This window comes from Leptolyngbya sp. PL-A3 (assembly GCF_039962325.1).
Classification (GTDB): domain Bacteria; phylum Cyanobacteriota; class Cyanobacteriia; order Elainellales; family Elainellaceae; genus Vacuolonema.
This window is the reverse complement of record NZ_JAMPLB010000005.1, coordinates 1-19,066: the sequence shown is the minus strand read 5'-3', so window position 1 is coordinate 19,066 and position 19,066 is coordinate 1. Positions and strand designations below refer to the sequence as shown.

The following is a 19,066-nucleotide window of genomic DNA, read 5'->3' as shown; positions in this document are numbered from 1 at the left end:
GGATGTTGGTGCTCTGCCCGCTTCGCGGGCAGAGCACCAACATCCGGGGTAAATTCTTATGGAGAAACCTCCTTATGCCATGGAACACCTCAGCTCAGGCATTCCCAAAGTAGTTCTTTGTGCAGCAGGGCACGATCCACTAGAGAGCTGCGTTGCTCTGGCAGAAGGGCATCTCCGTTGGCATAGACTTCGAGCCAGGCATGGGTGATTTTGGCAGGGCTATCAGGAATTTCATCCAGCGTCCACCCGGCCAAATTTAGCTCCTCCATCAACCGAGAGACCTTGGGATCATAGCTGAGGGCAAAGCAGCGACACTCGGCGGCAGCGGCCATAATGAGCCCATGCAGCCGCATGGCGATCGCCATCTCCACCCCATGAAACACCCCCATCAACTGCTGCGGATGGGTCAGTTGCAGAATCTCGCTGGGGCCGGGTAAGCGGGGTTGAATGGCCTGGGCGATCGCCAAATCCTGCACCGGGTAAAACGGCACCAGCAGAATACACACCTGGGTTGCCGTTTGAAAATCAATGAGAGCACGGGTGAGAGCTTCCAGGCGAGCTTCAGTGAGTTGAGCATGGGGCCGCAAAATAACGGCCACACGGGGAGCCGGTAAATCCCATAAGCCCGGCACCACCTCCCGATGCAAAGCCCAAACCGGATCGGGGGCGAGGGTTACCGGGATGCCCCAATCACTCAAAAGTTGAGCAGAGGCACCATCGCGCACACTGACTGCCGAACATCGAGCAAAGGTTTGACGAGCCAGCCAACGCGTCGGGGTGCGATGCAAAGGGCCGATACCCTGAGCCCAGGCAATCGTCTTCAGGCCCAAACTCTGGGCCAGAGCCATGAGCCCCCCATAGTACCAGGGGTTGAGCCAGCTGGTGGCATCCTGCATCAGACTCCCGCCACCCCAGATAAACACGTCGGCGCGGCGCAAAGCACGAATAACCTGGGGCAGGGCTTTGCGATCGCACGCCTCCACTTCATAGCGTGACTCCGTCCAGGGCGGATTGCCCGATAGCACCAGCGGCGTCACCGTTGGGGGCAGCATTTGCAGCAACGCCCCCAGCAATGCTTCATCACCGCCATTGCCCATGCCGTAGTAGCCACACAAAACTGCCCGCATCGTTATCTATACACTCGACTTCAAAGTTTTCAGAGCCATCTGTTCAATCGCTATCCTCGGAGGGTGGGCATACGACCCACCCAAAACGCAGGCAGGCAAGATGCCCACCTCACACAGGAGCTATTGACCTGTAAAAGATAACAAGGGGGCTCCTGCTCCTTACAATAGGGCAAAAGGTTTCTCTCGTTGGGTCTTCTCCCCATGCATGTTCTGTCGATTCCCACCTGGATGATTCACATTTCTAGCGTGGTTGAGTGGATCATCGCCATTTGGCTCATCTGGAGCTATGCCGAAATCACGCAAAACCGCTCCTGGCGCGTGCTGTCTTACGGCATGCTGCCAGCTCTGGTCAGTGCAATGTGTGCCTGTACCTGGCACTTCTACGACAACGCCCCTGAACTCTCCTGGCTAGTCACCGTTCAGGCAGCAATGACCCTAGTCGGCAATATCACGCTGTGCCTGGCAGCCTGGTGGATCTGGCGGCGATCGCCCTCCCGCCAAGCCTGAAGCATAACAAAACCTCAATTCGGAATAAGCCCCAAAAGGGCTTTTTCAAGGGGTACACAATGTGCGCCCCTTGAAAAAGCCCTTAACCCGACACCACCCAAACCTGATCGAAATCCACGGATGCAGCAGCTCGCACCTCCCATGCCAAACCTCCTTGCCGAGGGGGACTGGGGAACGGGAAGCCATTCCCCAGTTGGGAGATTTGGAGGGCAACGCGCCTCCAAGCGAGATCGTTGCAGCTACCAACTATCTCCGAAAGATCTCCTGCATGAATCGATTTTGTGAGGGTGTGAATTGTTGCACAGCAAAGCCGCGCAACAATTCACGCAGGAAGTCCAATGCGGTTAGTGACAAACCCGCCAGGAAACTACTGCCCAACCGCCGCAGGCATATACACATCACAAACAGCGATCTCGCGCCCATCAATCACTTTGAAATTTCGACCTATACCGGTTTGCGGGTCGATCATGCCACCTTCCCCACCAAAGATACCCTCCCGACGCCCCATGATGACTTCCCACTCCATCGCCACATCGGCTGCGTTTTTATACACGCAAATGGTTTCCATGCCGGTTCCTTCAGGAATCTGCTGGTTGAAGGCGAACAACTGCTCAGTGCGGTTGTAGGTTACGCAACTACCTCCCCGCAAACCCCACACTTCCATGCTGGTATCGGCTGAGGCAATGTCAATATTGATGGCTGTACGGTACTCAGCAGGGCTGCAGTCAGCCAGAGCCGCTGCCCAGCAGGATTCATCGTTACAGGCCTCCAGGCTATCCGGACGGGTTTGGCTATCAAAAAACGATGGGGGTTTGAGCCAAAGCCCCAGGGGCCACCAGCATCGACAGAAACACAACAAGCCCCCTTAACCCTTGATGCACCCTGCACCGATCGATTGGACTGATACTCATTTCTTCTAGCCCTCATAGGTGCAGGTGATAGATTGCGATTATCCAGGCACACGATCTAGATAGGACGCGTATTTGAGCCTTCAATCTAACCCATGCGATCGCCAACCGCCAGAGGGAAGAGAAAGCTGAAGATTTACACAAGGGAACTCTCCGGGGTACCAGATATCCATAGAATAAGTTGATGGGTCAGGAGATCCAAAAATCAATCGTTCAAGGAGTTGAGGGATGCCTGCCGCTGTTGGTGTCATTCAAACACTGGGGTTTCCGGGGGTGCTTGCTGCCGCCGATGCCATGGTTAAAGCGGGCCGGGTCACACTGGTGTATTTTGGGCTGGCGGAACGGGGCGAATTTTTAGTGGCAGTTCGAGGCAGTACCTCTGAAGTCAAACCCGCTGTGGATGCTGGGGTCGAAGCGGTTACGAAGGTTTACGGTGCAGAATTGGTGGATTATTGGATCATCCCCAATCCTCCCGAAAACCTGGAGGCCACTCTCCCCATCAGCTACACTCCCGAGGTCGAGCCCTTCATGTTTATGTAGGGTTTGTGGTGCGTTCAGGACAGGAAATGAACGCAACTTTAAGGTTTCTAACACAAAGCCGGGCCACAGCCCGGTCAGTTCTAATGACCCCTTCGCTGAATTAGTACGAAGGATTTCACGTTCAGGAGAAAACAATGCCTATTGCGGTCGGAGCACTTGAAACGAAAGGTTTTCCTGCGGTGTTGGCAGCAGCGGATGCCATGGTAAAAGCAGGACGGGTTACCCTTGTGGGCTACATCCGGGCTGGAAGCGCCCGCTTCACCATTATGATCCGGGGTGATGTCTCGGAAGTGAAGCAGGCTATGGATGCCGGCATCGAAGCGGCCCAGAATACCCCCGGCGGTGCCCTGGAAACCTGGGTCATTATCCCTCGCCCCCATGAAAACGTGGAGGTGGTTCTCCCCATCGCCATTGGTAACGATGTTGAGCGTTTCCACTCCACCCTGGGTGGCGGTTTTACCCTTCCTCCGGCAACGCGATAACTGGGTCCCAGGTTTAGGTAGGGCGATCGCCCTACACAATTCCTACATAACAAAGAGGGGGTCGTGCAATGCACGACCCCCTCTTTGTTGTAAAAGCCTTAACGCAGAATGAATTACGTAGCAGCATCAGAAGGAGGTACCGGGTTAGGGTTAAGCCACCTCCCCAAAAAGCGACGGGTCTGCCGCACAAATACGATCCATCCGACGATCACCAGGATGCCTGCCAGCACGGGAACCGTGAGGGCCAGGAGCGTGAGAGCGATCGCCAACCCCAACTCGATCGTAGCCAGCACCGGGTTTGCCAGCCCAGCCGAAGTCGCCGTCAGCAAAATGCGAATGATCCAATTGCCCCCACGGGTGATCCCCGCCGCACCGCCGCCGACCAGCAGCGCAAAAATCCATTGAGCGAGAGGATTCATCGTGTCGGGAGCCGCAGAAGCGGTAATCAGGGTACCTGCCAGCATGGCCAGGGGAAGGGCACCCAGTTCCAGAATGTGATCGAACCAGGGAATGTAGTAGCCCCCGACTTCAATAGCGCTGGCGATCGCAAACAATACCAACGCCTGATCCGACTCCACCCACTGAAAATCATCGGGGATGGGCACATGGCCTAACACCGAAGCGGCACTCAGCATGAGCAATGGTACGAACACTCGAAAGCCAGCGGCAGCGCTCAGGCTAATGCCAAGCATGAGTTCAATTAGCGTATCCAGACTCAACCAGTGTTCCACAAGCGTCCTCCGGCCGGGGTTGGGGCTTTGTGTTCAGTCTAATCGTTGCGCCAGGATGCCGGGGTGTTGTGCCCCCTCGTTTATGCCCGACGACGTAGCAAGTTGCGGAGTTTAGTGACGGCAAGCACGAGAACACCAATGACGAGGAGCCCTGTGAAGAGAGGAAGGGCGATCGCCAACAAAGATAACACCGTCGAAGATCCCAGCTCCATCGTCGCCAGAAGAGGATTGGCTAAGCCCCCAGTTGTAGCCGTAGAAGTCAGGCGAGCGACATCCGTCATGCCTTTCACTAGACCCGCAGCACTGCCTCCAGCAATGATCGCCAGTGTCCACTGGAATAATGGGCTCATTTCTCCGGTCACAGATGCCGTCGTGATGACGCCTGCAACCACCGCGATCGGAGTCGCAATCAAATCGAGTAACTCGTCAATCCAGGGAATATAATAAGCCCCCACCTCCAGCAGGGAGGCAATGGCAAACATGATCAGGGCGGGCACCGTGCCAATCCAGGAGAAACCCTGAGCCAAAGATAAATGACCACTCTGGGCCGCAATACTCATCACAAGAAATGGGACAAACACCCGAAAGCCAGTTGCGGCACTCAGGCTAACGCCCAGCATTGAACTGAGGAGTAACTCCACAACACCCTCCAAATCTGCTCGCTCATTGTAGCGAGGCTGTTCTACTTGCTCGTGCAAATTGATTCAGTCCAGCACTATGGCGTCCATAGGCACCCTAGTGCTGGACTGAATCAATTTGCAACCACTATGAAAGAACTGATCGGACTGGTTATACAAAAGTTCCCGGCTTCCTTGCAGAAACCGGGAGCTTTTGTAATCGTCAGGCCTTACGCAAGCCCGCGATGTCTAGAGCCGAGGCTTAGACTTTCTTCAGCCAGCTGAACATGGCACGCAGATCCTTGCCCACTTCCTCAATGGGATGCTCGGCTTCGCGGCGACGGATCGCGGTGAAGCTGGCATTACCCGACTGGCTCTCCAGAACGAAGTCACGAGCAAATTGACCCGTTTGGATTTCCGACAGAATCTTACGCATTTCAGCGCGAGTTTCGTCGGTGATGATGCGAGGGCCACGGGTGTAGTCACCATACTCAGCGGTGTTGGAGATGCTGTCGCGCATCTTGGCAAGGCCACCTTCAACCACCAGATCCACGATCAGCTTTACTTCGTGCAAGCACTCAAAGTAGGCCAGCTCGGGCTGGTAACCAGCTTCTACGAGAGTTTCAAAACCAGCTTTGATCAGTGCGCTGAGGCCGCCGCACAGTACCACCTGCTCACCAAACAGGTCGGTTTCCGTTTCTTCGCGGAAGGTGGTTTCGAGAATGCCGGCGCGAGTACCACCGATGCCCTTGGCATAGGCCATGGCGCGATCGCGCGCCTGCCCCGTCGCATCCTGGTATACCGCAAACAGGCAGGGCACCCCTTCCCCTTGCTCATAGGTACGGCGTACCAGGTGGCCGGGTCCCTTAGGAGCCACCATCAGCACGTCCACATCAGCGGGGGGAACAATTTGACCAAAGTTAATGTTGAAACCGTGGGCAAACAGCAGCGCCTTACCTGCGCTCAGGTTAGGAGCGATTTCGTTTTTGTAAATGGTTCTCTGCACTTCATCGGGCAGCAGAATCATGATCATGTCAGCTGCGGCAGACGCATCCGCCACGGATTTAACGGGCAACCCTTCGGCTTCGGCTTTTGCCGCAGACTTACTGCCGGGGTACAGACCCACAATCACGTTCACGCCGCTGTCACGCAGGTTGAGGGCATGAGCATGCCCCTGGGAACCGTAACCAATGATGGCGACCGTCTTACCGGCTAATAAGTCAAGATTCGCGTCCGAGTCATAGTACATCCGAGCCATAGGGAAAATTCTCCGTGGAGCAAGCGGTAGTTTTTGTGCAGCCTTTCATCTTACCAGAGTGGTAGAACCATCGGGCAGCTTGGGAAGATTTCCGTGCAGAAATACGCCAGTTTTATGAGCCTGTTCTCCCCCCTGAGGCGTAGGTCCGTGAATAGAATCCACAGAAAATACCGAGAACCCCGTGTGGGAAGGGTGGATACATCAGCACCTCACTCTCCCCACATTGGGTTTTCGGAGAAGCTCCCAGCAAGAGGTTAAGTTCTAAAGATTTTCCTAAGTTTTGTATGGTCAAACTCATTACTTTAGAGGATCAAGTTGTGGCTCTAGACAGCCCCTCCAGCACGACGATCGCCATTCTTTTCCCGCCTTTATGGCAGGGGTGAAGAACCTCGAATTCGACAGGATGGGTTGTACAATGAGGCCATCAATGCCCTACCAAAGGGGTCGTATGTGTAAGAGTGCTTCCCTGCTCTTCATTTACAGACGTTTCGTTAATCGCCTGAGCCGCTCTACCGTTGGTAAGCTAGCCGCCCTAGAACAACCTCAAATACTCAAAGTAAGCTTACCGCTTGGATTGAAAGGCTGTTTCAAAACCCTGCTTGGCCAAGGGCACATCAAATAAACCTTCTGCATTCCTTACGTTCCCGTACGCCTGTGCCTGCTGCTCCTGATCTGGCGATCGCCCTACGCTCTGGCCACCCTCAAGTCTTGGCGTCGAGCGACTGCAACATCTCTGTGGGGCACCAGGCGGTTGAATCAAATGCTCTATTGGCTGTGAACACCCGTAACTGGCATGGCAGTATTACACGGTAGTTGGCTCCCCCAGTCCCTTAATCCTACAGTTCCTCTATCGTCTCAAGTAGAGGAAGCTCCTTCAGAACGGCGATCGCAAGCCTGCTTTTTCCTCTGGGGTGAAATGTGGCGGCGGGTTGATCCCTTACCCGAAGGGGATGGGCAGGTGGCTCATCCGTTTGCGATGGAGTGGCCCGAGTTGCGCTCGATGCTACAAGAGTTGGTGCAATCGCAACAACTGGTTTGGCCCCTAACCGACGTTCCTCTAGAAGACCCTGTGGCCGCGACTCCCCGGCGAGGACGAGGACGTAAAGCCTCAACCGTTGAACCAATCCCGACTCCCGATGCTGCGCGCTGGCAGGCGATCGCCTTTTCCCTTCCGGCCGATCGCATTCAAACCGACGTGGGGGTTGCCTGGCTACCTCGACATTCGGCCCAGGACGTTGACTCCGATCAACCGCCTCCAACCCTGCAAACCTGGCAAGTCTGGGGGATTTGCCTGACCCCGTTGGAAGCCTTTCGTGTCCTCAACGCGCTTCCCCTGGGTTGGGTCAATACTTCAGAATCATTCATGGGGGACGATTTGCGGTTCTGGTCGCACAGTGCCCGCTGGAGCCTGGACCTGTTAGCGCGATCGCGCTTCTTGCCCAGTCTGAAACAGGATGGCATATCGGGGACGGGGCGCTGGCAGGTACTCCTCGATAGCAACGTCGACCAGGAGCGCTTGCAGCAGTTTGTACGCCGCATGCCCGGAGCATGTTGCACCTATCAGCACCGATCAGAGGTTCCCACTGCACCCCGCTTTACCTCACCCCGCTTAATTCTGCTGGATTTTCTCAACCATACGATTGAGGCTCAGGTGCGAGGGGCGATCGGTCACAACACGGTTCCGACGTTGCCGTTCCCTAAAGATTCCGTCGTTTACCAGTGGCTCCAGAGCCTCGGCTCAGAACCTCAGTTGAACGCTGACACCAATCATCTAGAGCGTCTTAGCACCCTGTTGCTCCAGTGGAGCGCCCCGCTGCAACTGCACCTGGCCCAGCAGATTGCCAGCTTTCGCGTTTGCTTATGTCTGCAACCGCCACCTCAGGGAGAAACAACCTGGACGCTGGCCTACGCATTGCAGGCCACCGACGATCCCGAATTTCTGGTCAGCGCTCAGCGTATCTGGAGCAACCCCATCGAACGGCTTACCTACCAGGGCCGTGTGATTGAGCAACCCCAGGAAACCCTATTGGCTGGGTTGGGGCTGGCCTCTCGCCTGTACCCGTTGATTGAGCCCAGCTTATATGACCGCCAACCAGAACTCTGCACGCTTGATCCACGTCAGGCTTACGACTTCATCAAGTCTGGTGCAGCTCGCCTGCAAGACAGTGGCATCGGGGTTGTTTTACCCGCCAGCCTGACCCGTCAGGAAGGTTGGGCCAACCGTTTGGGTCTGAGTGTCAAGGCAGATCCGCCTAAAAAGGGCAAAGGACTGGGGCTGAAAAGCCTGCTCAATTTCCGTTGGGAGCTGACCATTGGGGGCCAAAATCTCAGCAAAGCGGAATTCGATCGCCTCGTTGCTCTCAACACCCCTTTAGTCGAGATTAATGGCGAGTGGGTTGAGTTGCGATCGCAAGACATCAAAGCTGCCCAAACCTTCTTTGAAGGCCGCAAGGATCAGATGTCCCTTTCCCTGGAAGATGCGCTGCGCATCAGCACAGGGGATACCCAAATAATTGAAAAGCTACCTGTATTGAGCTTTGAGGCTTCGGGCGCGTTGCAGGAGTTGATCAACACCCTGACCCAGGGCAACGAAACTATTCAAGATGTTGAACCACCCTCTGATTTTCGGGGGGAATTGCGTCCGTATCAGCTTCGGGGGGTTTCCTGGTTGGCGTTTTTACAACGCTGGGGTTTGGGAGCCTGTCTTGCGGATGACATGGGTCTGGGCAAAACCATTGAATTTATCGCCTTCCTGTTGCACCTGAAAGAACAGGGAGCACTGGAAAAACCGACCCTGCTGGTATGCCCTACCTCTGTATTGGGCAACTGGGAACGGGAGGTTAAACGGTTTGCCCCCAGCCTGAAGGCATTTGTCCACCATGGAGATAAGCGATCGCAAGGCAAAGATTTCCTCAAAACTGTGAAGGGGAAAGACCTGTTGATCACCAGCTACGCCTTGCTCTACCGAGATGAGGCCGACTTAAAGAAGGTGGAATGGCAGAGCGTGGTGCTGGATGAAGCCCAGAACATTAAGAACCCAGAAGCCAAGCAATCTCAGGTGGCCCGACAGCTAGAAGCTGAGTTTAAGGTTGCCCTCACCGGGACTCCCGTGGAGAATCGTCTGTCAGAACTGTGGTCCATTATGGACTTCCTCAACCCTGGCTACCTGGGGCCGCGCAACTTCTTCCAGCGACGATTTGCAGTGCCGATTGAGCGGTATGGAGATACGGACTCGTTGCAGACATTGCGATCGCTCGTTCAACCCTTCATCCTGCGTCGTCTTAAAACCGATCGCACCATCATTCAAGACCTGCCCGCCAAACAGGAGATGACGGTGTTCTGTGGCCTGACCGCTGATCAAGCCGCCCTCTATCAAACACTGGTAGAACAATCGATGCAGCAGATTGATGAAGCTGATGGCATCCAGCGACGAGGGCTCATTTTGGCGCTGCTCACCAAACTAAAGCAGGTCTGTAACCATCCGCTGCTGCTGCAAAAAGAGGCCGTAGAGGATGAAGACGTTAAGGAAATTAATGTCAATACCCTGCCACCTTCGGGTAAGTTGCAACGCTTGCAGGAAATGTTGGAGGAGGTGTTAGCGGAGGGCGATCGCACCCTCATCTTCACCCAGTTTGCTACCTGGGGCAAATGGCTCCAGGCCCATCTGCAGCAGCAGTTCAACCGCGATGTGTTGTTCCTATACGGCGGCAGCAGTAAGAAACAGCGGGAGGCGATGATCGATCGCTTCCAGAATGATCCGCAGGGGCCACGTATTTTCATTCTCTCTCTCAAAGCTGGGGGCGTCGGTCTGAATTTGACCCGCGCCAACCACGTCTTCCACTACGATCGCTGGTGGAACCCTGCTGTGGAAAACCAGGCCACCGATCGCGCTTTCCGCATCGGCCAGACCCGCAACGTGCAGGTTCACAAATTCGTCTGCACCGGCACCTTAGAGGAACGCATTCACGAACTCATCGAAAGCAAAAAAGCTTTAGCTGAGCAAATCGTTGGGACTGGCGAAAACTGGCTCACGGAGCTGAATTCAGATCAACTGCGAAATCTGCTTCTGCTCGATCGCAGTGCTGTCATTGACGATTAACGTCCCTACATAACCCCAGTTTGGGGTAAGGGCTTTTTCGAGGGGCGCGCAAGGCGCGCCCCTCGAAAAAGCCCATTTTGTCGTGCGCTATGCGCACGACAAAATGGGCTTATCCCGAATTGAGGTTACATAGTTGAACCCTTTTGGTGGCATTCCATAACCGTCACCACAAAGGGTTCAACTATGAGCATCCAGAATGATGCAGGTTAACCATACGAAAAAGCGCCCCCTTAGGGGCGCTTTTTTAATCAATCAGTTAAGAATTAACCGTTGATAGCAGGAGCGGTCAGAGCGACAGGAGCAGCCTCACCAGCAGCCAAGTCGAGGGGGAAGTTGTGAGCGTTGCGCTCGTGCATTACTTCCATACCCAGGTTCGCACGGTTCAGAATGTCCGCCCAGGTGTTCACTACCCGACCCTGAGAATCCAGAATCGACTGGTTGAAGTTGAACCCGTTCAGGTTGAACGCCATCGTGCTGATACCCAGCGCGGTGAACCAGATTCCTACTACAGGCCATGCACCCAAGAAGAAGTGCAGTGCGCGAGAGTTGTTGAAAGAAGCGTATTGGAAAATCAGACGACCGAAGTAACCGTGGGCTGCCACGATGTTGTAGGTCTCTTCTTCTTGTCCAAACTTGTAACCATAGTTCTGAGACTCAGTCTCGGTGGTCTCACGCACCAGAGAAGAGGTCACAAGAGAACCGTGCATCGCAGAGAACAGAGAACCACCGAACACACCCGCTACACCCAACATATGGAAGGGGTGCATCAGAATGTTGTGCTCTGCCTGGAACACGAACATGAAGTTGAAGGTACCGGAAATACCCAGGGGCATCCCGTCAGAGAAGGAACCTTGACCGATGGGGTAGATCAGGAACACTGCGGTTGCTGCTGCAACAGGTGCAGAGTAAGCAACGCAGATCCAGGGACGCATACCGAGACGGTAGGACAGTTCCCACTCACGACCCATGTAGCAGAAGACGCCGATCAAGAAGTGGAATACAACCAGTTGGTAGGGACCACCGTTGTAGAGCCACTCATCGAGGGAAGCAGCTTCCCAGATGGGGTAGAAGTGCAGACCAATGGCGTTGGAAGACGGAACAACCGCGCCAGTGATGATGTTATTGCCGTAGAGCAGAGAACCAGCTACAGGCTCACGGATACCGTCGATGTCCACAGGAGGAGCAGCGACGAAGGCAATGATGTAGCAGATGGTGGCGGTGAGCAGGGTGGGGATCATCAGAACGCCGAACCAGCCTACATAGAGGCGGTTGTTGGTGCTGGTGACCCAGTTACAGAACTGCTCCCACACATTGGCGCTCTCGCGCCGCTGAAGGGTAGTCGTCATAATGAGTGCTTCGTTATGTATGAAGAATTGATCCGGGAACAGGCCGGGGTTGCTCTCACGAATGTGAACAATCCGTAACCGTTCTTAATTAAGAGCTTAAGGGGAAAGTTTCGTTTTGTAAAGGGTCTCCGCACATCTTTAAGGGCTTGTTCTGTAGGAGTTGTGAGCTAACACAGCAGAGCAATCCAAGACCTCTATCCAATAACGGATTCATAAACGCAGGACTTACATAGGAGATTTCTGAGAAACAATATCCCCATTATTTGGAAAAAAGGCGCGGCTTCGCCGCGCCTTTTTTCCAAATAATGGGGAAGTTCTTATCTGGAAATCTCCATAGGCGTGTGGCGTGTGGCAGACGAAACCGGCTACACACCACCCAGGCAGTGGTTACAGCGAACTTGCCTAAGCCCCGAAACGGCTAAAATCCGCTCATTCTTGTCAAAGCCTTCTCATAATCTGAAACCCTTGCAATGGGGGCGGGGCATGCAGCCTCGCTATCGCAGGGGTTTCAGATTGTTAAGCTCGGTAAACGAATGCCCCAGAGGCCTTGTGCGTAAAGGTCAGCTATGGGGCATGAAGAATAATTCAGGCTAAAAGACAAGGGAGCCAGGCTATACCCGCCTCCCTTGTGAGGGTTCAGCCGGGAGGCCAGGTCATGGAGCGCCCACCCAGTACATGCAGGTGCAAGTGATCGACGGTCTGCCCGCCGTCTTCCCCGTTGTTAATAACAACCCGGTATCCCTTCTCTAAGCCCAACTGGTCGGCGACCCGTTTTACTGTCATGAGCAGGTGGCCTAGAACTCGGTGGTCTTCGGGGACGGCGTCTGCCAGTTTGGGTAGAGGTTGTTTGGGAACGACGAGCACGTGGACGGGAGCCTGGGGGTTGATATCGCGGAAGGCGATCGCCAGCTCATCTTCATAAATAATGTCGGCGGGGATTTCTCGCTGAATAATGCGGGTGAAGAGCGTTACGCCATCACTCATAATCTGACCCTCATAAACGATTCAGTAGGGTTGTGTGGTGTGCGGTGCCACTACACACAACCAGTTTTATGTTGCAATGCTGAAATTTTAAGGGTTTCCCAGGATTTATGAGTGCCGGGATGAAGGTGGTGTTCTAGGGATGTGGATGGGGTGTAGTGAAAGGGGCACTTCGTCCCCCTTTCACTACACCTCTTTGAAACATAGCCACTTCAGGCTTAAGACGCCAGTGGGGATTTTTCGAGAGCCTGAATGTGTTGGGCGATCGCCTGACTACGGCGTTGAATGCGAGCTAAGCAATCCATTGAACCCTGAGAATCCAGGGGAAACTCTTCGGCAAGGATTTTGTAATTTTCAGCCTGGCGTGCTGTCTGGTAGATCAACCGAAACAGGCTGGGAGAACAGTCTTTAAATGTAGTTCTCCGGCGTTTTCTGGCTTGCCGAGTCACCTCCTGAAGCAATAGCTCCAGTTGGCTTTGTGAGTGACGAATCCGGCTGAGCTGCTGCTGAAGGGATTCCTTACTGGCAGGCAGGCGCAGATAGATGGATTGATTAATGGAGTACAGTTCAGTTAAAACATAACCGAGAGCTTCGGAGTCACTCATACCTGTAACGTGACCTCAGGAAACATCGATGAAAAGTACTATAGGGTTTACAGAGCGGAGCCCGTAGCATCCCTGGAGACAAAACACCAAGATGACGGGCTCTACCAGAACACGTTGCACCCTATACTTCTGTTTATACGTGTTTTTACGGGATACTCCGTAATGGAAGCGAGCTCTTCATAGAAGATTCATTGATTGGTTCTGTAAGTTCACGAGGCTTACAAATTTAGCTCACAGCAGAGCTGGAGCGTCTTATAGGTCGTTGATAGAAAGTCGGTATGGCTGGCGTGATGCGGCGTCTCACCCTTCCGTTCCAGCAAAATTGGCTATGAGTATAAAAAACGGTATTAGGATGTTGACGGTGGATTTTCCTGTTCTTCCATCAGCATAATGATGCCTTGAATAGAGCCTTGCAGGCCGATGAGGGGTGTACAGGTGATGTAACATTGGATACTTCGGCCCCGACGGTTGATGGCAGGTAGGAAGATGCCCGCTCCATCTATGGAGGTGCCAGAGAGGCAGGCGCGGATGGGGTTACGGAGTTGTTCGACGGGGAGGCCAATGTCCAGGTTGAGAAAATTTTGATCGATCGCCTCTTCAGTGCGGATACCCCAGAGGTCTTCGGCCTTGTAGTTCCAGATTTGGACGCGGAGATCGCGATCGACCACGATCACACCACCCTTCAGACTGGCCAGGATGGACTCTAGAAAAGCATTGCTCTGGTTGAGTTCTTCGCTACGGCGCTGGAGTTCGTCGTTGACGGTTTGCATTTCCTCATTGGTGGACTGCAACTCCTCATTCATAGTCTCCAATTCTTCGTTGGTGGATTGGAGTTCTTCGTTGGTGGTTTCTAGTTCTTCGTTGCTGGATTGTAATTCCTCGTTGGTTGTCTCCAACTCCTCATTGGTGGACTGGAGTTCCTCGTAGGCCGTTTCTAGCTCCTGGTTAGCGTACTCCAGTTCCTCTTGTAACCGTTTGTAACGGGTGATCTCGACAAAGTTGATGGAGACGCCCAACACTTGATTGCCTGCATCGAACAGCGGAGTCACTTGTATATCTAGAAAGATTTGCTCGTGTTGAGATTGCCAGGGCACATCGCGAAGGTGTACGGTGCGGCGATCGCCATAAGCCTGGTCAATACACGATCGCAACTCCACGGGGCGGTAGGAGATCTCCAGGTCTTGCAGCGGTCGCCCAATATCTTGAATGGCGAGATTAAAGAGGTTGCGGGCCTGCTCACTGCACAGCACCAGAGAACCCTGAATATCGACCACAATCCGCGCAATGGGGCTGTTATCAAAGGCCAGATCTCGAAGTTTAACCATGTTAGACAAAGGACTCAGCTCCTCGTCATCGCTTTGCTGAGTCATTTTCAACAGTTGATTGCCCAAACGTAGGCGGGGCACGTTGGTAAAAACGTGATATTTCAAGCTAACGGGGGTAAACATAGCTGATTGGCTTAGCAACATTTCAGCTTTGCCCAAAAACAGAAACCCGCCATCCCTCAACGCCAAGTGAAACCGAGACAAAATTCGGGCCTGAGTTTCTGCATTGAAATACATGAGGGTATTGCGACACACCAACAAATCAATTTTGGAGATGGGTGCATCTTGAATCAGATCATGCCGGCCAAAAATTACAGAGCGGCGCAGATCCTTACGAAAGGTGTAGCGGTTATCGTTCTTTTCAAAAAAGTTTTTGACCTGAACTGGCGACAGCCCTTCAATATCTTGAGCAGAATAGGTAGCCGACCGAGCATGGGCCAGAGCTTCCTCATCCACATCGGTTGCGTAAACTTTGACCCGCTCTTGAAATTGGTGAACGCCGAGGGCGTCCGCTAACACCATCGAGACTGTATAGGCTTCTTCCCCCGAAGCACACCCCACACTCCACACCCGAATCGGTTCGCTGCTGTCTTTAGAAGCCAGAATACGGGGGATAATCTCCTCACTGATGTAGTCCCAGAAGGGGCGATCGCGAAAAAATGATGTGACATTAATCAGCAACGTATTGAAGAGTTCATTGAACTCTTCGGGATGCACCTGCAAATAATCGAGATAGTCGTTATACCCAATTATTGAAACAACCTGCATTCGCTTATTAACGCGCCGTATCAGGCTGGAGCGTTTATACCCTGTAAAGTCAAAACCCCGGCTGTTTTTGATGTGGGTCAGTAAGGCTTCGAAATCAGCATCGGGTTGTGTCTCTGTCACGGTAGGGCTCCCTTATAGCCGGCCGATGATGGAAGGTTAGAGTTATCCATCTAAATCGCAAAATCAACTTTACCGCATCGGTTTGAGCTTGGTTAAGAGCATGTTGAGACGGCAACTCTACTAGACGTATCGGACGTCATCCAGCCCATTCTGAATCACAGGTCCGGTGTTGCTTAGCATGGGTTAAAAAATTCTAGAAGGAGTTGAGTTGAATCTTCCTACGCTGCACACACGGCAATAACGTTTCATACCCGCTCTCACACAAGTCTTTAGGAGATTTCCAGTCACGCAATGACCACCATGATGTGGGTGATTTGCCCACGCAGCAAGCAAACCACCCACATCACAGGGAAATTCTTATGCAGAACTCTCATGAATCTTCAGGACTGATCGACGTATGGGATTTTGTTAACTTCTGTTGCATGACCACCTGGCGCACTATGGTGGCATGCTTCTCTGCTTCATCAGCCCGAGTCATAAACTGGTTCTCTGATAGGGAGCGAGCCTGGCTACGGGCATGAGCTGCCAGGCGGCGGGCCAGAGCTGCCTTCTCTTCTAAAGCGCGAAGCGCCGACCACAATGCCCGCTCAACGTCGTTGGTTTGCTCGGCCACTAAGCTGTCCATAGAGTAGGCATGCCCCACGTGACAACGGAACCGAATTAATTCCCCCTCACGCAGTTCCCACAGCACCCCTCCACAATCAGGGCAAGTCATTGGGCTGGGGGAATTGAAATGCTGGCCCTCTTCCCGTTCGGTCTTGTCCTCGGCAACCCGCTCTGCTTCGTGGATCATATCTTCTGGCATGGCGATGGCACCTTCAAGAAATTCTTCAGAAAGCTGAACCAGTTGATGGGCGATCGCTTCAATCGGCAGAATGTAGTCTACATCAACGTTGGCGATCGCACTCCGCACCATGCCATCAAAGGCGACCTCAGCGGGGTCTTGAACGATCGCCAGCCCTCCCTGGGATTTAACCATTGCCAGACCTGCAACGCCATCGTCTAGCGCGCCAGATAGCAGCACCCCGGTAACCCATCGCCCATAGCTGCGGGCAGCCGAGTGAAACAGGGTGTCAATCGCTGGACGGTGGCCGTTTTCCCGAGGCCCCTGGCTAAGACGCATTTGCCCTTTTTGGATCAACAAATGGTAATCAGGAGGGGCAATATAGATATGCCCAGGGCGGATTGATTCACCATCCTGGGGGTGCCGTACTGGTAACTTCCCAACACGGCTCAATATCTTGGGAAGGAAGCTGGTGCTTTGACTCGGAAAGTGAACCACAATGAAAAGGCTGGCCTCTAAGGTTTCAGGTAGATGCTTAGCCAGTTGGGTCAGCATTTCAACACCACCCGCCGATGCTCCAACGACGATGATATTTAGTTTGGCCGGGATGTAGTCAGGCTGAGCATTCAAGGTATCGTCCTGTGGTTTGGTTACTGGCAAGTGAGTAACCGTTATTTTCTAGGAGCCTGTGCAAGCCTCCAGAAGATAACCCATCACCCATTGCGTAGAACCAGTTTATAAAGCTGGAAAAGTTGATTCTTTGTGTAAGTAGCGCCAAAAAACCAATTCAAACAGACTCTTAAGTGATACCAGGTTACAGCCTTATATTCATCATCCCAGGGGAGTTATTCCTCTGTTTCAGTGGGCAACCAGCGGGGCAATTCAACCCGAAAAATAGCCCCTTCCCCTAACCGGCTCTCAACGGTAATACTGCCTTGCATCAGCTCAACAATAGCTTTGCAAATAGACAGCCCCAATCCTGCTCCCCGGTTCTGGCGACTGTTTCGTTGGGAAGCCTGCCAAAATTCTCGGAAGATACGGAGTTGATCTTCGGGAGCAATACCGATGCCCGTGTCACTTACCACGATAGCGATGCGGCCTTCCGGCAACTCCCACAAGTTGACACAGATACTGCCGGTATCGGTGAATTTGATAGCGTTCGATAGAAGGTTCACCACAACCTGACGCAGGCGCAAAATGTCGTTGGTGACCACAAGTGGCTCTGTGGGCAGGCGCAGATGAATTTGTAGCGCTTTTTGATCGGCGAGCGATCGCAACTCATCTACCGTAGACAGCAGCAAATCCCGCAAATCAACAGGCTCAGGATTGAGCGTTAAACGAAATGATTGGAGCCGCGAATGACTCAACATGTCTTCAATGATGGTAAGCAAGCTTCGACCATTATTGACAATGCGCTCAGTAATACTGACAAAACGCCCTTCTCGTTTTTGTTGAAAGTGTTGTTGCAGCAGTTGCGCCAGCCCCAGAATAGCGCTCAAGGGCGTAATCATTTCATGAGAAAGGGCTGCAATAAACTGGGTTTTGAGGTGATCAACTTCTCGTAATTCCAAATTTTGCAGTTGCATCTGGCGCAGTTGCTCTTCAGCTCGTTTTTGAGGCGTGATGTCGCGCACGAGCCAGCGAATGGGGAGTGGCGTTGCCTCTGACGAAGAATTTTGTGAAGCGGGATGCACCATTTCCATGGTTAATGAGGCATCAAATAACGTTTGTCCACGGCTGCAAAGTTTCGCTTGCCAATCTTGCACCCGATGCAGCGTGGGGAGTTGATTGAGCAAACTCAGAAAGGCGTGGCGGTGGTCATCATAGACAAAGCTCACGAGGGGCTTACCGACCATATGGTCAGGTGGCATATTGAAGAGCCGCCCGGCTGCAATGTTTGCCTCCTGTATCAGGCCATAGCCATTGGTAATGAGATAGCCATCTGGGGCAAAATCAAACAAATCTCGATATCGCTGACGCTCCCGCTCTAAATCGGCTTGCACTCCCGTTAGGGCTTCTTGCTGCTGACGTAGCTCTTCATCAGCAACCTGCAATTCTTCTACAGTAGATTGCAACTTCTCTAGGCACTGGACGACGAGTTCAGGCCGTTGACAGGCAGTTTCGGCAATACTCGCAAATAATTGCTGTGCTTCCTGAGAGACCAGGGAGAATTCTTGTGTAGATAGATCTTCTACGTTTCGGTCAATCATACCCATCTGCTCCAACTTCAGAAAACAGCTAGCACTCTACCCAAAAACAAAAGCTACCAAAAAAGAAATAGCTGTCGCCCCTCTAAAGTATGAAGCATTTTATTTAATTTTAGAAACAAGCAAAACAGCCCCGAAAGGTAGTGATAATCATTAATTTTAGAGTCTACAGCTCAGGCCGTAAAGGCAAGTTTGAACACTTTTCCACCCTTTTTAGGCAAATGCATAATGCGCCTTACGGCAGACCTATAAAAGCTACTTTTTTTCTAGGCTAGATCATGCTTCTAGTTCTCAGAAGGATTGATTAGCCTCAATTCAGCGAAAAATGTAGTGCAAAAAACAAGTGATAAACCTAATAGTTTCTATAATTTAGTTCTATCAGGAAGCTTTTTGTCCTCGGGCTATTGATTTATAGAGGATTGAGGCTGTTTAATTCATCATTAATCCTGTCATAAGTTTTCCATTGGGTGACAATGGGTTTGAACCTATTGCATGTAGATAATCCCCAAATAATAATGACAGAGAGAATTTATAAGAAATTTATCTTGCTAGGGCGTGTCATCAATTAGCCCCTCTGTCGGCTTAGAATCAAAAATCTGAGTTTTTGAAGCCAAAGAGGGAGATGTTACTATGGTGCGCCGTTATGGCCTGCGGGATGAGC

16 protein-coding genes are annotated in these 19,066 nt (G+C 52.7%); 5 read left to right on the top strand and 11 right to left on the bottom strand.

Features of this window, described 5'->3' with window-relative positions:
- Positions 1 to 89: 89 nt before the first annotated feature.
- Positions 90 to 1,127, bottom strand: coding sequence for a polysaccharide pyruvyl transferase CsaB (gene csaB / locus NDI52_RS05990; RefSeq protein WP_190770242.1), 1,038 nt, complete (start codon positions 1,125 to 1,127; stop codon positions 90 to 92).
- 201 nt (positions 1,128 to 1,328) lie between these two features.
- Here csaB and NDI52_RS05985 point away from each other — a divergent pair, with 201 nt between their 5' ends.
- Positions 1,329 to 1,634 (top strand): DUF2499 domain-containing protein, encoded by a 306-nt coding sequence (locus NDI52_RS05985; protein ID WP_190770241.1) that lies wholly within the window; start codon positions 1,329 to 1,331, stop codon positions 1,632 to 1,634.
- A 367-nt stretch (positions 1,635 to 2,001) separates the two neighbouring features.
- Here the strand turns inward: NDI52_RS05985 and NDI52_RS05980 are convergent, their stop codons facing one another.
- Entirely contained in the window at positions 2,002 to 2,493 is a 492-nt protein-coding gene (locus tag NDI52_RS05980; protein ID WP_348256323.1) for a hypothetical protein, read from the bottom strand.
- Positions 2,494 to 2,770: 277 nt separating this feature from the next.
- Between NDI52_RS05980 and NDI52_RS05975 the strand changes: the two genes are divergently transcribed.
- Positions 2,771 to 3,082, top strand: a complete 312-nt coding sequence (locus NDI52_RS05975; RefSeq protein ID WP_190770239.1) for a carbon dioxide-concentrating mechanism protein CcmK — start codon at positions 2,771 to 2,773, stop codon at positions 3,080 to 3,082.
- A gap of 134 nt (positions 3,083 to 3,216) precedes the next feature.
- A complete protein-coding gene (locus NDI52_RS05970) occupies positions 3,217 to 3,564 on the top strand; it encodes a carbon dioxide-concentrating mechanism protein CcmK (protein ID WP_190770238.1) in 348 nt (115 codons plus the stop codon).
- Positions 3,565 to 3,677: 113 nt separating this feature from the next.
- On the opposite strand, the gene NDI52_RS05965 is transcribed toward NDI52_RS05970, so the two are convergent.
- The 3 genes from NDI52_RS05965 to ilvC all read right to left on the bottom strand — a co-directional run bounded on the left by NDI52_RS05965 (position 3,678) and on the right by ilvC (position 6,170).
- Positions 3,678 to 4,295, bottom strand: a complete 618-nt coding sequence (locus NDI52_RS05965; RefSeq protein WP_347280003.1) for a DUF4126 domain-containing protein — start codon at positions 4,293 to 4,295, stop codon at positions 3,678 to 3,680.
- 80 nt (positions 4,296 to 4,375) lie between these two features.
- Positions 4,376 to 4,993: a DUF4126 domain-containing protein gene (locus NDI52_RS05960; RefSeq protein ID WP_242035604.1), complete on the bottom strand. Its 618-nt coding sequence runs from the start codon at positions 4,991 to 4,993 to the stop codon at positions 4,376 to 4,378.
- Positions 4,994 to 5,174: 181 nt separating this feature from the next.
- On the bottom strand, positions 5,175 to 6,170 hold the full coding sequence (gene ilvC, locus NDI52_RS05955) for a ketol-acid reductoisomerase (protein ID WP_190770237.1): 996 nt from the start codon (positions 6,168 to 6,170) through the stop codon (positions 5,175 to 5,177).
- A 654-nt stretch (positions 6,171 to 6,824) separates the two neighbouring features.
- Here ilvC and NDI52_RS05950 point away from each other — a divergent pair.
- Together NDI52_RS05950 and NDI52_RS05945 are read left to right on the top strand one after the other, a co-directional pair.
- Complete coding sequence (locus NDI52_RS05950) at positions 6,825 to 6,983, top strand: hypothetical protein (RefSeq protein WP_190770236.1); 159 nt, start codon at positions 6,825 to 6,827, stop codon at positions 6,981 to 6,983.
- The gene (locus NDI52_RS05945) at positions 6,964 to 10,269 is read left to right on the top strand and encodes a DEAD/DEAH box helicase (protein ID WP_190770235.1); all 3,306 of its coding nucleotides are present in this window, start codon (positions 6,964 to 6,966) and stop codon (positions 10,267 to 10,269) included. Before NDI52_RS05950 ends, NDI52_RS05945 begins: the two co-directional genes overlap by 20 nt.
- Before the next feature lie 263 nt (positions 10,270 to 10,532).
- Here NDI52_RS05945 and psbA read toward each other — a convergent pair whose 3' ends face one another.
- The 6 genes from psbA to NDI52_RS05915 form a co-directional block, all read right to left on the bottom strand.
- Positions 10,533 to 11,615: a photosystem II q(b) protein gene (gene psbA / locus NDI52_RS05940; RefSeq protein ID WP_190770234.1), complete on the bottom strand. Its 1,083-nt coding sequence runs from the start codon at positions 11,613 to 11,615 to the stop codon at positions 10,533 to 10,535.
- A gap of 636 nt (positions 11,616 to 12,251) precedes the next feature.
- Complete coding sequence (locus tag NDI52_RS05935) at positions 12,252 to 12,599, bottom strand: histidine triad nucleotide-binding protein (RefSeq protein WP_190770233.1); 348 nt, start codon at positions 12,597 to 12,599, stop codon at positions 12,252 to 12,254.
- Positions 12,600 to 12,814: 215 nt separating this feature from the next.
- A complete protein-coding gene (locus tag NDI52_RS05930; RefSeq protein WP_190770232.1) occupies positions 12,815 to 13,201 on the bottom strand; it encodes a hypothetical protein in 387 nt (128 codons plus the stop codon).
- A gap of 347 nt (positions 13,202 to 13,548) precedes the next feature.
- Complete coding sequence (locus NDI52_RS05925) at positions 13,549 to 15,414, bottom strand: CheR family methyltransferase (protein WP_348256322.1); 1,866 nt, start codon at positions 15,412 to 15,414, stop codon at positions 13,549 to 13,551.
- A 370-nt stretch (positions 15,415 to 15,784) separates the two neighbouring features.
- Complete coding sequence (locus NDI52_RS05920; RefSeq protein ID WP_242035603.1) at positions 15,785 to 16,858, bottom strand: chemotaxis protein CheB; 1,074 nt, start codon at positions 16,856 to 16,858, stop codon at positions 15,785 to 15,787.
- A gap of 185 nt (positions 16,859 to 17,043) precedes the next feature.
- Positions 17,044 to 18,408: an ATP-binding protein gene (locus NDI52_RS05915; RefSeq protein ID WP_190770230.1), complete on the bottom strand. Its 1,365-nt coding sequence runs from the start codon at positions 18,406 to 18,408 to the stop codon at positions 17,044 to 17,046.
- Positions 18,409 to 19,066 lie beyond the last annotated feature (658 nt).